We start from the raw sequence: 15,358 nt of genomic DNA on the forward strand, positions 1-15,358 counted from the left end.
GAAACAGAGACGGTAGGAGCCTGCTCAGGCTGGCCGGAAGCGGTTCCCTGAAAGGAGAGGTCCCTTGAACTCATTAGTGATTGGACGTAGGAGCACCGCAGGCGGTCCTATCCGCTTCGGCATCGTTGGAAGCGGTTGGAGGAGCGAGTTCTTCCTTCGTGTGGCGCGGGAACTGCCTGACCGCTTCACCGTGACTGGCCTCGTGACGAGGAGCGAGGACACGGGGCGCCATATCGAAGACAGGTGGGGCGTGCAGCCTTTCGCCTCGATCGATGACCTCGTGGCGGCTACGTCTCCGTCCTTTGTTGTCGTCTCCGTACCGCGGGATGTCGCTCCGGAGGTCATTCAGCGCCTTGCCGAACTTCGCGTTCCGGTACTGACGGAGACACCACCGGGACCGGACCTTGAGGCACTCACAGGCCTGTACGAACTGGTGCGTCGGGGGGCCATCATTCAGGTGGCGGAGCAGTACCATCTGTCCCCGCTGCTACGTGCACAGCTGCAGATCGCCGTGTCCGGGTGTCTGGGCCGGATCAGTCAGGTGCTGGTTGCTCAATGCCATGACTATCACGGGGTGAGTATCATGCGCCGCGGCCTGGGCGTGGGCTTCGATGACGTCACCATCACCGCCTCGACGTTCGAGTCACCGCTGGTACAGGGGCCGAGCCGGCATGGGGATCCGCAGCAGGAAGTCGTCATTACCGCGCAACAAGTCTCTGCCCGGTTCGACTACGGCGACCGCCTGGGCGTCTACGACTTCGCAGCCGAACAGTACTTTTCCTGGATCAGGGCGAACCGATTGCTCGTCAGGGGAGACCGGGGAGAGATCAACGATCTCGACGTCCGATACCTCGCCGATTGCGGCACACCGGCGTCGACGTCCCTGCGTCGAGTGGCAGCGGGGGAGGGCGGCAACCTCGAGGGCTTTTTCCTGCGGGGGATCGTGGCCGGGACCGAGTGGGTGTTCACCAATGACTTCATGCCCGCGCGGTTGAGTGATGACGAACTGGCGATCGCTGAATGCCTCGTGCGGATGGCTGAGCATATTCAGGGTGGTCCTGACCTGTACAGCTTGGCTGAAGCAAGCCAGGACCACTACCTGTCCCTGCTGATGCTTGAAGCGGCGGCTACCGGTGAGCCTGTCCGCTCCCGGCCGCAGGTCTGGTCACGGTAGGGAGGCCCCGCAGATCTTCCCTAGCGTCGCTCTATGTAGGTGGTGCTACCAGGCATAGGCCTCGGGGGCCTGGCCGCCAGGTCCGGGCCAGATCTCGTCCAGGGCCTGGAGCTGCTCGGCAGTGATCGTCAGATCCAGAGCCTTGAGGGCGCTGGTGAGTTGCCCGGCCGTGCGGGGCCCGATGATCGGCGCGGTGACGACGGGCTGGTGTAGCAGCCACGAGATCGCGAGGACGGCCGGATCGACGCCGAGCTCCTCGGCGAAGCGTTCGTATTTCTCGATCTGGGTCCGGCGTTCTCCGAGCCGGTGGAGGTCCTGTGACCGGGACCGATCGGTTTTGCGGAGCACCCCGCCGAGTTGGCCGCTGGCCAGGGGGGACCAGGGGAGGACTCCCATCCCGTATTCCTGGGCGGCGGGGACGACTTCGAGTTCGAGGAGCCGTTGGGCCAGGTTGTATACCGACTGTTCGGTGACGATGGGCAGCTGGTTCCGCGTCGAGGCGTGCTCACGGTATTGGGCGATATTCCAGCCGGCGAAGTTTGATGAGCCGAGGTAGATGATCTTGCCCTGCGCCTGCAGTGTCGTGAAGGCATCGAGGACCTCATCAACGGGAACGGCCCGGTCGATGTGATGCATCTGGAAGAGGTCGATGCGGTCGGTCTGCAGGCGCCGCAGGGAAGCGTCGACGGCGGCGCGGATGTGCAGGGCGGACAGTCCCCGGTCGTTCGGGCCCTGCCCCATGGGCCCATAGGCCTTTGTTGCGATGACGAGGGAGTCCCTGTTGCTGCGGGCCTGCATCCACTCACCGAGGAGCTCCTCGGATTGGCCGGGCTGATCCCCCCAGGGGTGGCCGCCGTACACGTCGGCACTATCGATGAAATTGATACCGTTCTCCACGGCGAGGTCCAGGATGCTGTAGGACTCCTCCCGTCCGATGACAGGGCCGAAATTCATCGTGCCGAGGGCGATTCTGCTGACAACGGCACCGGCGGAGCCGAGGCGTGTGTAATCCATATCAGGTTCTTTCGTGAGGATCGGTCAGGGAAGGTGCTGAAGAGGTTCAGAGAGGTGGAGTGGACCGGCAGCACCGACCAGCGCCCACCCGTAAGGAGCGAGCTCCACAAGGGAAGGCGACGATTGGTTTCCGGACACTGCCTCGGGCAGGCGGACAGTGACGCTCTCGGGGCCGTGGTTGATGAGAGTCAGGACGTCACCACGACGGGCTACTTCGACGTACTCGAGGTCCGCTGAGCCCGAATCGGGCAGTTCGGCCGCGATACCGGCCTGGCTCGTGAGCCATCGTGTGAGCTGCAGCATCCCGTGGTCGTCCGGGATGGTCGCAAGATAGTAGCCAACACCACCCTGTTCCCGCTGTTCCTCGTGTTCGCTGGTCTGGTTGCCGCTGTCCCGGGCGATGTTCGCGCGGAGGGCGGTGAGGGCCGGACTGCCGGAGGCGCGGCCTGTTGTGAAGGGTGCGAGGACGGTGACCGCTGGGTTGAGGATGTCCAGTACCTCGGCGAAGTACTGGCCGGTAAGGATTCCGACGGGTGTGTCGAAAAAGGCGTGGTCCTCACCTGGTTCATACAACGCTGAGTAATCAGTCTGGGTTGTTTCGCCGGCGGAAGTGGGGCCGGCCGGGGTGGCGCTGGGCTGAATAAGAGCCCCGAATTCGTGCACTGCGACGCCCACGATGTCCCGCAGACCGACTTGGAACCCTCCGCTGCGGAACGCGTCGTGTTCGTCGACGATATCGCTGAAGGCGGTGACGAGGAGGTGACCACCGCCGTTGACGAACCGTGTGAGGTTTCTGGCCCCGTCATCGGTGAGGAGGTAGAGGTTGGGTGCGATCACGACCTGGTAACCGGTCAGGTCTCCGGTCGGGGGGGCCAGGTCGATCGACAGGTGGTGGCGGTGGAGGGCGGCGTACCAGCGTTGCACCAGGTTCAGGTAGTCGAGTTCGGCGGGGTGGTCGGGGTTCTGCAGCGCCCACCAGTTCTCCCAGTCGAAGACGAGAGCGACCTTTGCTCTGCTGGAGTCTTCACCGCTGGGTAGATCGGTCACGTCGGCCAGGGTCTGCCCGAGGTCTGTGACTTCCTGCCAGGTGCGGGTGGTCGTCCCTGCCTGGGGAAGCATCGCGGAGTGGAACTTTTCGCTGCCACGCTGGGACTGCCGCCATTGAAAGAACATGATGCCGTCTGCGCCGTGGCCTATAGCTTGCATGGATAGTGCAGCCATCTGTCCGGGGGCTTTGGGTGCGTTGCTCGGACGCCAGTTGACCTCGTTGGTGGATTGTTCCATGAGCACCCAGGGTCGTCCTGGTTTGAGGGATCGTATGAGGTCGCGGGTGAACGCCGCGGTGCGGAAGGAGTGGGGGTCGTTGGGGTCGGGGTAGTTGTCGTCGGAGATGAAGTCGAGCTCCTTGGCCCATGTCCAGTAGTCCAGGGGCGGGAAGGCGCCCATGAAGTTGGTGGTGACCGGTTGTTGCGCCCCGGAGGCCCTGATGATGTCCCGTTCCATGATGAAGAGCTCGAGCAGCGCGTCGGAGGTGAAGCGCTTGAAGTCCAGCGCCTGGCACGGATTGTGGCTGTAGGGCGCTTGGCGTGGAGGCAGGATTTCGTCGAAGCTGCTGTAGCGCTGGGACCAGAAGAGGGTGCCCCACGCGGCGTTCAGTGCGTCGATGGTGCCGTAGCGGTTGCTGAGCCAGTGGCGGAACCCGGTCGCGGCGTTGTCGGAATAGTCGTAGTGGAGGTGGCAGGCGTATTCGTTGTTGACGTGCCACATGACGACAGCCGGGTGGTGGGCATAGCGGGCAGCCAGTTCGGTGACGAGCCTGGCCGCGAGGCGTCGGTAGTCCGGTGAACTGGGTGCGTAGGCCTGGCGGCTGCCCGGCCAGTAGGTCGTTCCGTCTGCATTCTGAGGAAGAAGTTGCGGGTATCGCGTGGAGGCCCAGGGCGGTGGTGATGCTGTGGCGGTAGCAAGGTCCACGGAAATGCCTGCTTCGTGTAGCCGTCCCAGGATGTCATCGAGCCACTCCCAGTCAAAGGAGTCTTCATCGGGCTGGATGCGGGCCCAGGCGAAGACACCGACCGTGACGAGGTTGACTCCGGCTTCTCCCATAAGCCGTATGTCCTCGTCCCAGGTTTCGGGCGTCCATTGTTCGGGGTAGTAGTCGGCTCCGTAGTACACGGGCATCCTCCATGATGTCGGCGGGTTGGGATGAGTCGGCAAGGCAGCGCAATGAGTCCTGGAACCGTCAGCGCCTCATCGTCGGTCTCAGGGGATGTCAGTGCCGGGTTGATTGGCGCGGCACGAGGAGTGGTTCGAATCGGGTCTGAACGTTGGACGGGGGCACGGCTTTGAGTTCCTGCAGGAGTAGTCGTGCGGCGTGGGCGCCCATCTCGATGGCCGGCTGCCGGATCGACGTGAGGGGGACGACGGCGGCGGCGGCGAAGTCGATGTCGTCGTAGCCGATGATGGCTATCTCACCGGGGACTGAGACGCCGTGGCGGATAAGGCTTTGCAGGACGCCGAGGGCAACGTGGTCATTGGCAGCGAAGATCCCGTCGGGCCGCTCAGCTGGCGGGAGGGTTGCGATGCGGTCGCCGATATCGCGGCCGAGCTGCGGGTTGAGGGTGGTGGTCTCGATGAAGGTGAACCGGGCGCCGGCGGCTTCGACGGTGGAGCGGCATCCTTCGAAGCGTTCGCGCATCTGGTCGACGGTGAGCGGGCCTCCGATGAACGCGATGTGGCGGCTTCCTCCTTGGAGGAGGTGCTCGGTGGCCATGGTGCCGCCGGTGACGTCGTCGAGCGAGACGGAGGGGAAAATCCCTTCCTTATCGGCACGGTCGACGAGGACGACGGGTACCTCGCGCTGTCGGAAGCGTTCCAGCATCGCTGTCGGGGTGCGGACCGGTGCGATGAGGATGCCGTCCATTCTTTGGCGTTCGAACAGGTCGAGGTGCCGTGACTCCCGTTCTTCGGAGTCGTAGCTGTTACCGACGATGATCGAGTATCCGGCCCGCTCGGCTTCCTCCTCGGCACCGAGCACCACATCGGCGAAGAACGGGTTGGTGATGTTCAGGACAGCCATACCGATCGCGTTGCTACGTCCGGCTCTGAGCTGCCGTGCTGCAGTATTGGGCACGTAGCCGAGATGGGTGATGGCCTCGGCGACCCGATGCGCGGCAGCACTCGACACGAGTTCGGGCCTGTTCAGCGCATTGGAGACGGTACTGACGGACACACCTGCCCTGGCCGCCACGTCCTTGATGCCGATCTCACCCATGGTCCCCCTTCAGACGTCTGAGGCTGTGTAGGAGCCTGATGCGGTTCTCGACTTTACCTGCGGCCGGTCCATGCACGAACGTGAAACCCATCTGGTGTGGAGTGGGCGAGGTCAGCAGGACTTCATGCTCATCCCTTCCTATAGAGATAGTGGTGTCCGGGTCGGTGATGACGGCGATACCCGCAGTTGAGTGCAGCACTTGCCCCTCGAGGTGCGGGGGACTGTCGAAGCGGAGGGAGATCGCGCCGTCCGCGGTGTCGGTGAGCTGACCTACGGGGCGACCGTGACTGAAGATCCCGAGGGTTTCCTGCCCGGAGCCAAGAGAGGGGCTCGACAGCATCAAATAGCCTGCGATGACGCGCCAGGTAGGACGAGTAGCCAGATGAGTGTCGGGGAAGGCCGACAGTACTCGCGTGTGGTTTCGTCCGAGCCAGATGATTTCGTAGAACACCGGGTCGATGCCTAGTGACCCGTGACGCATCAGGGTGTTTTGCGTGTCGCGCGCGACGGTCATGCTGGTGCTTTCTGCCCGGCAGTGATGCTCGTGCCGGCGACCCATCGTACGAGGGACAGGAATACCTGCTGGTGGGCGGGGGAGTCGTAGGACTCGACTCCGTGGCCGAGGGCGTCGTACGCGACCCGCCCGTAGTTCTTGTGCGCGTTGTTGGCCCAAATCAGCGGATGCGTCATGCCGTCTTCCGTGTGGATTGCCAGGATTTGCGCCTGCGTCGATGTCTCAAGGTGGGTGTATCGCTCGTCGTAGACGGTGAAGTCGTCGAAGGTCAATGGGTTGTGCGCGTGCGGGGCCGCCTGAATAAGGGAGGTTCCTATCTGGGGGTGCATGGTGGTCCCTGGGACCCATCGTCCGCCAAGTAGTGCAGCCCAGCGTGGGTCGTCCCGGAAGGCAAGAGTGGACGAGTGCGATGCCAGGACACCCCCTCCCCGGTGCCAGTGGGACGTGATGACGTCCACGAGGGCAGTGGAGTCAGGTGATGCCTCGGACAGGTCGCTACTGGCATTGGTGATCAGAACATCCGCGCCCTCCATGGCTTTGAGGAAGTCGCCGTGCTCGTCTGTGCTTACAGCCCGGACATTGGTAAAGCCATGGTCATACAGGAGCTCCGCTATCCGCTGACTTGTCGCGGTGAGGGCATGCCAGGGATCACTATGGGCTCCTGCTCCAACGAGCAGCACGATCCTCGGGCTACCCGCGGAAGTATGGGCGGCGGAGTCGACGTCGGTGACGGCGGTGATGGTGGTGTTCCCGACGTGATCAGTCATTGATCCACGTGCGGGGGTCCGGGCAGATAGCGTCGATTTCGTCCCACAGCGCGTCAGGGATATCGAGGTTCATGTTCAGGACTGCTTGATCGACCTGTTCAGGGGAGACGACTCCGCAGATTGTCGACGAGATGCGGGGATCATGGGTGGAGAACTGAAGGGCGGCTGCCCGCAGTGGTACGCCGTGCCTGTCACAAGCAGCACCCATCGCGTCAACAGCTGCCAGGATCTCTGGTTTGGCTTCGGCGTAGTGGTACCGGTTGGTCGAACGCGGCCAGTTGGCGAGCAATCCGCCTCCGTAGACAGCAGCGTTCATGACACCGACACCGGCGTTAGCGGCGGCGTCGAGGAGGCGGTTCGCGGTGCGGTCCACCAGGGTGAATCGGTTGTGCGTGACCAGCGCATCGAAGTGCCCGGTTTCGACGAATCGCTGAAGCATGGACGCCGGGCCCCCGGAAATTCCGATGTGATCGGCATAGCCCTCGTTGCGGAAGCGCTGCAGCGCTTCGACAGGCCCGTCGGGGGCCATAGCCGCGTCGAAACCGATGTGTTCCGGGTCATGGAGGTACAGGATGGGCACGCGGTCCAATCCGAGGCGTTCAAGGCTCTCCTCGAGCGAGGCACGCATCCGCTTCGCGTCGAAGGTGTCCGTTGTCGGGTCGCGATCCAGCTTTGTCTGGATGACGAAGCCGTCAGGTAGCCCGTACTGCCGGATGGCGGCCCCGACCCGACGCTCGCTTTCCCCATCGCCATAGTTGTTCGAGGTGTCCAGGACGGTCACGGGTCCGGCGAAGGCCCGGCCGGCTGTTGCTACAGCGTCGGCCTCGCTGACGGTGAGCTCGTGCACGGGAGAAGACACCCCCCATGCTGCCGTTCCGACGCAAAGACGGGAGATGTGCAGGCCCGTACGTCCTAGGGGTGCTGATTCGAGGGTGTGCTGGGTCATTCGAATTCGTCTCCTCCGCGGAAGCGGTCGACCAGTACGGCGGCGAGCAGGATGAGTGCCACGATCAGGTCGAGGTAGTCGGGGTCAAAGAACTGGATGTTGAGGATATTGGTGATGCCAGCGACAACCAGCAGGCCGAGCAGGCCCCCGAGCGGATTGCCGACACCGCCGCGGGTGATGGAGTACCCACCGATCATGAGGGCTGCGTAGATCTGGAACTCGAGTCCGGTGCCGAGGATGTTCGAGGCTGAACCGAGTTGTCCCACGTACAGGATCCCGCCGATGGACGCTCCTACGGCGCTGATGACCAGGGCGATGACGCGCACCTTCGTCACCGAGATTCCGGCGCGGGCTGCGGCTCGGTGGTCACCACCGACAGCCTGTACCTTGCGGCCGACCCTGGTTTTGCCGATGAAGCCGGCGGCGACGAGGGTGATGCCTATGCCGATGAGCAGGAGAGTGGGGAATCCAAGGAGTGCGCCCTGCGTGACGTTGTAGAGCGGGTCGATGAGGGTCGTGGGCGGGGCGCTGACGACGATCGCCTGGCTGAGTCCGCGTAGCAGGGTGAGCATGCCGAGGGTGACTGCGAGAGGTTCGGCGCCGAAATAGACGATGACGAAGGCGTTGGTCAGTCCAACCACGACGCCCACGCCGATGGTGATGGCGGCGACCAGCCACGGGTTCAGGCCCGTGGCAACGAGCTGATTGAAGATGACCGCCCCGAATCCAACCATCGAGCCGATGGAGAGGTCTACGACGCCTGCCAGCAGCGCGAACGACGCCAGAACGGCGACGATGAGCGGGATGGCGACGCTCACGCCGACGATCTGGATATTCGAGGGGGCGAAGAATTCGGGTCCGACCCATAGCAATCCGACGAGCAGAGTGACTGCGAGGGTGGCGGTGATGCTTCCGACGGGTCCGTTGAAGGAGTGGAGCGTTCTGTGTCGGAAGGACTGGGGGCGGTCTTCGAAGAGCGGGGAAGCGAGGGTGGTCATCGGCTTGTCCTCTTCAGTCGGGCACCGTCGATACCGACGGCGATGATGAGCAGTGCACCCTGGAAGACGAGTGACCAGGCCGGGGGGAGACCGAAGAACGCGATAGAGGTCGGGATGGTTGCGAGGAATCCGACACTGAGCAGCAGTACGAGCAGGTTTCCTTTTCCACCGGACAGGCTGATGCCGGCGAGGATGACGGCTCCGATGACGATGAGTTGGAACCCGGTCCCTGAGGCTGGCGTGAAGCTTGGATTGACGGCCGAGAAGAGCACTCCTGCGAGGCCGGCGACGGCTCCGGATCCGGTGAACGTCGCCAGGCGTATCCGGCGGAGGTTCAAACCGCGTGCTTTGGCGGCGCGGGCGTTGCCTCCGATGGCGATGAGGCGGCGCCCCCAGCGGGTGTAGGTCAGGGCGAGACCGAAGAGGATGATCGTGATCACCATGGGCCAGAAGATGTTGGGCAGGCCGAGAAAGCGTCCGAGGCCGTACGCCCGCAATGCGGATGTCGACGGGATCTGCGCGGATTTGAAGAGGATCAGCATAATCGCCAGTCCGCCGAATCCGGTTGCGAGGGTCACGATGATCGGGTTCAGTTTCCCGAAGACGACGATGGCACCGTTGAGCAGCCCCCAGCAGGCACCGGCCCCCAAGCCGGCGAGGATTGCGAGAACTGTTGGCAGTCCGGCGTTCAGTGCGCTGACCGTGGCCCAGGCGCTCAGGGTCAGGGATACGGGCAGACTCAGGTCAAGGAGGCCTCCGCTGATGACGATCAGGGCTTGGGCGACGGCGAGGACCCCAGAGATGGACATGGTGAAGGTGACGGCGAGCAGGGTCTGGTTCGAGAGAAAGTCGGGGCGGGCTATGAGTGTGGCTGCCAGGAGCAGAACCCATACGCCGGTGATGCTGATTGCGTCGCGGAACGAGGTGAAGGTGCGCCCGTCCGTGATCGAAATGTGGGGCTTGTCCGGCTTGGTGGCGACCGGATCGGTCGGGGTGAGGTGAGATGTGGTCATGGTGTGGTGTCGTCTCTGACCGATCCGGTCGCTGTCATAGTCGGGCGGGTATCAGGTGATTTGAAGGTCGATCTAGAAGTCGCAGAACAGGTCGTGTTCGGTGGTTCCCTTGGCGGCGGAGGCGAGTTCGGAGACGCGCTCATCGATGTTGGGGATGGACGCGGCCTGTTCCTGAGTCACGGGGCAGGGCTTGACGCTTACGGCGGCGTTGTCGCCTGTGTCCTTGACCTCTGGGGCGTTGCCTTCGGCAATCTGGTCGGCGATTTCGAAGGCGGAGGCCGGGTAGCCCTCGAGGAAGTACATGACGCTTCCGGCGAGGTTGGGGTCGACGTTGTCTCCGGTGATCAGGCCGCCGTCCTGGCCCCAGCCCATGATTGAGCCGTCCCTGCCGAGCTGGGTCGCTGCCTGAAGGGCGCCGACGACAGCTTGGTCGTTGAGGCCCACGACGAGGATATTCTCGGCGTCGGGGTGGGCTGCGAAGACACCGGGTGCGTTGGCGAGGGAGGTGGTGAGGTTGCCGTCTGCCTCGTAGGAGACGTAGTTGTCCTCGGGGATGTCTGGGCAGGTTTCCTGAATGGCGGTACGCGCGTTGCCGGTGCGCCACTCGTTGATTTGGCCGGCTGCAGTGCCCTCAGCGGAAATGACCAGATCGACGTCGCAGTCCCACTTCTCCTGTGCCAGTTCGGCGAGCTTGGTTCCTCCCTCAGTTCCGGCTGAGGCGTTGTCGACGCCGACGAAGTACCAGCCGGGCTGGGCGATATCAAAGGTCACGACCGGGATACTCGCGTCTTCGTACTTTTTGGCGATCACAGGGTTCGCCGAGGGCTGGCCGTTGAACATCATGACCATATCGACACCCTTTTGGATGAAGAGGTCAGCGTTGGTCGTGGCTGTTGCTTCGCTGTTGTCGTTGGAGAGTTCGACGAAGTCCCAGCCACGTTGGTCTGCGAGGCCTTTGGCGACGTCGCCCTGGAGTTCCTGCCAATCGGCGTCCGGCTGGCCTCCGACCGCGAATCCGAGGGTGAAGGTTCCGTCATCGGTTGCCCCTGAATCGGAGCCTCCCGCTGCGGGATCCACGGTGCTGCATCCGGTAAGGGTGAGACTGGTCGCGGCTAGACCGACAAAGGCTGCGCGGACCAGGCGTGAGCGGGTGGTGAGTTGCGTCATTGCAGTGTTCTCCTGGGGTGATGTTCCTGTGATGGTGAAACTGAAAGAGGTCATGCTGTTCTGCGGTAGCGGGGCAGGTGAGGGCCTTCAAACGACGACAGTGGACGTGTCCTCGGGTGTTGGGACGTCGGCGGGGATTGCCCCGGTGATGAGGCCTACGATCTTCTCGGGGGTGATGTCGGCGACGTCACGCGTAGCGATAGTTCTGCCCAGGCGCATGACGGTCACCCGGTCCGCGACTTGGACAAGTTGCTGCATGTTGTGGCTGACGAGGATGACGCTGACACCGCGGTCGCGGAGCCGGCCGATGAGCTCGAGGACCTGCGCCGATTCCCGGACTCCGAGCGCTGCGGTGGGTTCGTCGAGGATGACGATCTGACGTCCCCAGATCAGCGCTCGGGCGATCGCCAGGCACTGGCGTTGCCCGCCGGACATGCCACGGACCGAGACGTTGACGGATTGGATGCCAACTCCCAAGTCCTTCAGGACCTCGCGGGAGCGTGTCCGCATTCCCTTGTCATTGACAACGTTCAGAGCCCTAAGGAGCCGGTTGGAAGACAGCTCCTCCCGCCCGAGGTAGACGTTCTGCACGGCCGACATCGTGTCTACCAGGGCGAGGTCCTGGTAGACGGTCTCGATGCCTGCTTCGAGCGCATCCGATGGGCGGCGGAAGGACACCGGCCGCCCTGACACTTCCATGGATCCCGCATCAGGTGTGACAGCTCCGGACAGGATTTTCAGGAAAGTGGACTTACCGGCTCCGTTGTCTCCTACAAGTCCCATCACTTCGCCCCGGCGGAGCTCCATGGAAGCGGCCGAGAGGGCTACAACGGCACCGTAGCGGCGTTCAATATTTCGTGCCTGAAGGACGATGTCCTGAGCAGCAGCAGTTGAATCGTGCATGGTGGACGACCTCTTCGTCGATCTGAAACGTTTTATCTAAAACGATTTAGATGACAATTACATACTGTGAGACGGTGGTCAAGAGCTGTCGCTCAGCATCTTCGCTGGACGCCGAATGTGACGCTGAAGTCTCTGGTAATCAATGCCTGCACCTGGCGGAACGGTCCGATTTGCTTCACCTGCAACCCCTGCTGAATAGCTTTGATGAACTGCCGATAACCAAGCTTCTGACACGTTTTGTATTGCCGCCCGTGACCTTCTGCGGGGGTGAACGTATCGATTCCGCGTGGACGGTGCCTACAACAACGGGACGCCCGCTATTGCGGACGCCCCGTCGCTTGTTCTCTTGGTAGAAGGTCTACTTGGTGAGGTCCACCCGGTAGGTGGTTGTGGTGGTGCCGTCCTCGCTCGTAACCTCGATGACCGCGGTGCGGGTGCCCTGCGTGGGCTGCGTGATCGCCAGGGTCGAATAAGGATCGGTCGCGGTGGCCGTGACGGTGGGCAGCTTGCCTCGCGCCTGCACCGAGTACGTCATGGTGTCGGGCGAGAAGCCAGGGACGGGCGCGTTGTTGATGCTGATCCCAGAGAGCGTCGGTTCGACGGAGGTCACTGGAACCCAATCGAGTACTTCGATCTCGCTGACGACCATGTGCGTGTTCGACCGAGCGGTCATGACCACGCGCACGGACTGGGCTGTCACGCCGTTGATGGGCAGCGTCACGACTGGCGCGGGAGCACCTGCCGGCACGGTCACGGGGGCGCCGGAGTCGGACCACTGACCGTCGGCGCCCTGAACCTGCAGCTGCACCGTCTGCGCGTAGCTGTCGCTGCTGCCGTCGCGGAAGAAGTGCACTTTCACGCCGCTCAGCGGCTGCGCCTGGCGCAGGTTCACCGTCAACGTATCGGTGAGGTTCTTGTTGCTGGGTTTCCAGTTGGACCATGCCTTGTCCTGTAGGTTCCCGTTGAACAGGCCTGTCGTACCGTAGCCTCGCTCGGTGAACGTCGCGGTGGCCGTGGTGCCGCCGTCGTCCGCGATGTTCTCTGGTGCGCGCTCGGTGACCTTAATCAGGACGATCGCCGGGAGAGTAGTGCCGTTGCCGGCATCGGCCTGCCCCGTGAGTTCATATATGCCGGGCGTGGAGTAGCTGACGGGGGTATTCCAGGTGACTGGGCGTTCTAAGGTGCCGCCCATGCTGCCCACCGCGGTCACCGTGGCGGGCAGCGTCGGTACGCTGTTCACCACGGTCTTGGCACGGGCCGGTTGCGTGGACACGAGTTTGTCCACCGTGACCACGACCTCCGTGGGGAAGGTGTTGCCGAGGTTGTCCGTCGCGGTGCCCGTGACGGTCACGGTCCCGGGCTTCTTCCAGCGGTTGTCGTTCGGGATCTTCGACCACGTCACGGGGATGGCCCCGCGGGCGCCGTCGCGGTAGACCGGTGTCACGGTTTCCGGCAGCACGGGTGCGGTGCCGGGGACTGTGAAGGCGGTGGCGGGTTCGACGCCGAGCACCGTCTCGTCGATCAGCGTCCAACGCTGGTTCGCACCGGAGTTCGCAAGGTACAGGGTCACGGGTGCGCCCTCGGCGGTGGAGCCGCCGCCCACTTCGAGCAGGAGGTCCGTTTCGGCGTTGACGAAGGTGTAGGTTCCGTCTCCGGTGGTGGAGGCGATCCACTCCGCCCGCGGGTTCGAACCTGCGGGGGCGATGACGGCGGCACCGCCCTCGTCGGCGAGCTGCGAGGCGCCGTCGAGCGTGGTGATGGAGTACCGCTCCTGGTTCGTGTTGTCCTCGCCGAGGCTGGTGAAGCGGAAGAGCTGCTGCGTATCGGCGGTGTCACTGGTGCTGATGACGGCGGTGCCGCCCGCGGTCTCGATCGACTTGCCGCTCTGGACGCCCTGCAGCCGGTAGACGTGGCCGTCCTGGATGGCTGCGGCGTCCTCGGCGATGCCCGAGACGCCCTCCACCACGAACGTGGTGACGGACTCGGCGGGCGCGGTGACGACGGCGGAGCCGCCGTCAATCGCGACTGGCTCACTCTCGACGAGTGCGCCGTTGGCGTCGCTGACCACGGGGATCACCGTGGCCCCCTGGGCGATGGACCCGAACTTCGAGAAGTCCAGGACCACAGGAGTGTTCTCGGTGGACTCGTTGATGTGGACGACTGCCGCGCCGGTCTCCGTCACGGCGGCGGTGGTGTCCTCGTCGTTCACGCCGACCAGGCGGTCGCCGGGCTGGATGTAGTGCGTGTAGTTGCGCACGGTGTTGAACTTGGTGTTTGTGTAGATGGGGCAGCTCTCGAGGGTGTCCGCGTCGGTGCAGTCGAAGGGCATCTGGATGCTGCCCCAGTTGGCGCCGGCCGCGGACTCGCCGCCGGGCTTCATGTTGTCGTAGTCCTCCACGGGCTGCCAGAACACCCAGGCGGTGGGCTCGAGTTCGCGGAGGTCGTCGGTGATGCGCTTGGCCATGCCGAGGCCCGGCTCCATGCTGGTGAAGCTCTGGCCGTCACCCCAGGAGCCCTCGACCTCGCTCATCCACAGGGGTTTATCTTCGGCCTTGGCGATGTCCCGGACCGTGGTGCGCTGGTCCGTGCCGTAGGTGTGCACGTTGAGCTGGTCCACGAGGTTCCGGACGTCCTCGGGGTAGCTGTTCCAGTTCGTGGCGAAGAGGCCGGGGTTGGTCTCGTCCATCGCGGAGATCGTCGCGTTGGCGCTGGAGGTCTCGAGCTTCGTGGCGAGGTCGCGGAGGACCTGCTGCTGTAGCTGCGGGCTCAGGTGGGCGCCCTCCTGGCGGCCACCGGTCGGGTTGCCGTCGGCCCCGAGCCGCGTGCTCCAGTAGTTGGTGTTCGGCTCGTTGAACGGATCGAGCGTGTCCACTTCGATGCCGTGCGCTTTCTCGATCTCCTCCGTGACGCGCACCAGGTAGGCGTTGAAATCGGAGATGCTCTCGGGCTTCAGCTGGTCAGCCGTGGAGTTGAAGCCGCCCGAAACGTAGCCGCTGACGGTCTGGAAGTAGGGCGGCGAGTTGCTGAACGTCTCCCAGTGGGTGATGTCCTGCTTGATGCGGTCGATCCACCAGCGCTGCGTAGCGTCCGCCTCGAGGTTCCAGTCTGCGGGGTCCTCGGGATCCCACCAGGCGGTGTCCTCGCGCGTAGTGCCCTCGGGTGCGTTCCACCAGCCCTCCACGGCGCCGCCGGGACGCAGATAGTCCTTCACGTCGGGGGCGTTACCGCCTCCGATGTTATACCGGGCAATGTTGAGGTTCAGGCCCTCGGGCCCGAAGACCAACTCCGCGAGGCCGTTCCGGATTTCGTCCGGGTAGTCGCCGGTGGCGTTCGCGAACCAGACGAGGCTCGTGCCCCAGCCCTCGAACTCCTCGCCCTGGTAGGAGGGGTCCGGGGTGAGGGTGAGTGCACCCTCGGGTGCCGCGGGAGGTGCGGGTGGGGCCGGGGGAGCGGCCTGGGCCGGCGCCGCCACTCCGATGAGGGAGGCTGCCGCCAGCACGGCGGCAACCCCGGTCGCGACAGCCCTGGAACAAGCGGCTCGCCTGGGTCGATTCATCATTGAATGTGCTCCTTAATCAGTGGTGCTGATTC

Annotated in this window: 12 protein-coding genes; 1 reads left to right on the top strand and 11 read right to left on the bottom strand. The window is 64.0% G+C overall.

The features are described 5' to 3' along the window. Positions 1-64: 64 nt before the first annotated feature. Entirely contained in the window at positions 65-1,174 is a 1,110-nt protein-coding gene (locus tag CXQ97_RS04795; RefSeq protein WP_258062269.1) for a Gfo/Idh/MocA family protein, read from the top strand. Between the two features lie 45 nt (positions 1,175-1,219). Here the strand turns inward: CXQ97_RS04795 and CXQ97_RS04800 are convergent, their stop codons facing one another. The 11 genes from CXQ97_RS04800 to CXQ97_RS04850 all read right to left on the bottom strand — a co-directional run bounded on the left by CXQ97_RS04800 (position 1,220) and on the right by CXQ97_RS04850 (position 15,266). Further along, complete coding sequence (locus tag CXQ97_RS04800) at positions 1,220-2,188, bottom strand: aldo/keto reductase (RefSeq protein WP_104179686.1); 969 nt, start codon at positions 2,186-2,188, stop codon at positions 1,220-1,222. Positions 2,189-2,212: 24 nt separating this feature from the next. Further along, positions 2,213-4,360: a beta-galactosidase gene (locus CXQ97_RS04805; RefSeq protein WP_104179864.1), complete on the bottom strand. Its 2,148-nt coding sequence runs from the start codon at positions 4,358-4,360 to the stop codon at positions 2,213-2,215. A 97-nt stretch (positions 4,361-4,457) separates the two neighbouring features. Next, positions 4,458-5,459, bottom strand: a complete 1,002-nt coding sequence (locus tag CXQ97_RS04810) for a LacI family DNA-binding transcriptional regulator (RefSeq protein WP_104179687.1) — start codon at positions 5,457-5,459, stop codon at positions 4,458-4,460. Next, complete coding sequence (locus tag CXQ97_RS04815; protein WP_104179688.1) at positions 5,452-5,973, bottom strand: hypothetical protein; 522 nt, start codon at positions 5,971-5,973, stop codon at positions 5,452-5,454. Before CXQ97_RS04815 ends, CXQ97_RS04810 begins: the two co-directional genes overlap by 8 nt. Further along, the gene (locus CXQ97_RS04820; protein ID WP_104179689.1) at positions 5,970-6,740 is read right to left on the bottom strand and encodes a ThuA domain-containing protein; all 771 of its coding nucleotides are present in this window, start codon (positions 6,738-6,740) and stop codon (positions 5,970-5,972) included. Before CXQ97_RS04820 ends, CXQ97_RS04815 begins: the two co-directional genes overlap by 4 nt. Continuing rightward, positions 6,733-7,686 (bottom strand): aldo/keto reductase, encoded by a 954-nt coding sequence (locus CXQ97_RS04825; protein WP_104179690.1) that lies wholly within the window; start codon positions 7,684-7,686, stop codon positions 6,733-6,735. The genes CXQ97_RS04820 and CXQ97_RS04825 overlap by 8 nt, the downstream gene beginning before the upstream one ends. Beyond that, positions 7,683-8,684, bottom strand: a complete 1,002-nt coding sequence (locus tag CXQ97_RS04830; RefSeq protein ID WP_104179691.1) for an ABC transporter permease — start codon at positions 8,682-8,684, stop codon at positions 7,683-7,685. Before CXQ97_RS04830 ends, CXQ97_RS04825 begins: the two co-directional genes overlap by 4 nt. Next, positions 8,681-9,697 carry an ABC transporter permease gene (locus CXQ97_RS04835; RefSeq protein WP_104179692.1) on the bottom strand — a complete coding sequence of 339 codons (1,017 nt, stop codon included), beginning with the start codon at positions 9,695-9,697 and terminating at the stop codon, positions 8,681-8,683. Before CXQ97_RS04835 ends, CXQ97_RS04830 begins: the two co-directional genes overlap by 4 nt. A gap of 72 nt (positions 9,698-9,769) precedes the next feature. Then, positions 9,770-10,864 carry a substrate-binding domain-containing protein gene (locus CXQ97_RS04840; RefSeq protein ID WP_181034975.1) on the bottom strand — a complete coding sequence of 365 codons (1,095 nt, stop codon included), beginning with the start codon at positions 10,862-10,864 and terminating at the stop codon, positions 9,770-9,772. An 87-nt stretch (positions 10,865-10,951) separates the two neighbouring features. Continuing rightward, a complete protein-coding gene (locus CXQ97_RS04845; RefSeq protein ID WP_219815378.1) occupies positions 10,952-11,671 on the bottom strand; it encodes an ATP-binding cassette domain-containing protein in 720 nt (239 codons plus the stop codon). A gap of 454 nt (positions 11,672-12,125) precedes the next feature. Next, positions 12,126-15,266, bottom strand: a complete 3,141-nt coding sequence (locus tag CXQ97_RS04850) for an Ig-like domain-containing protein (protein ID WP_258062271.1) — start codon at positions 15,264-15,266, stop codon at positions 12,126-12,128. Positions 15,267-15,358 lie beyond the last annotated feature (92 nt).

The organism is Arthrobacter sp. B0490, from assembly GCF_002929355.1.
Classification (GTDB): Bacteria; Actinomycetota; Actinomycetes; order Actinomycetales; family Micrococcaceae; genus Arthrobacter_D.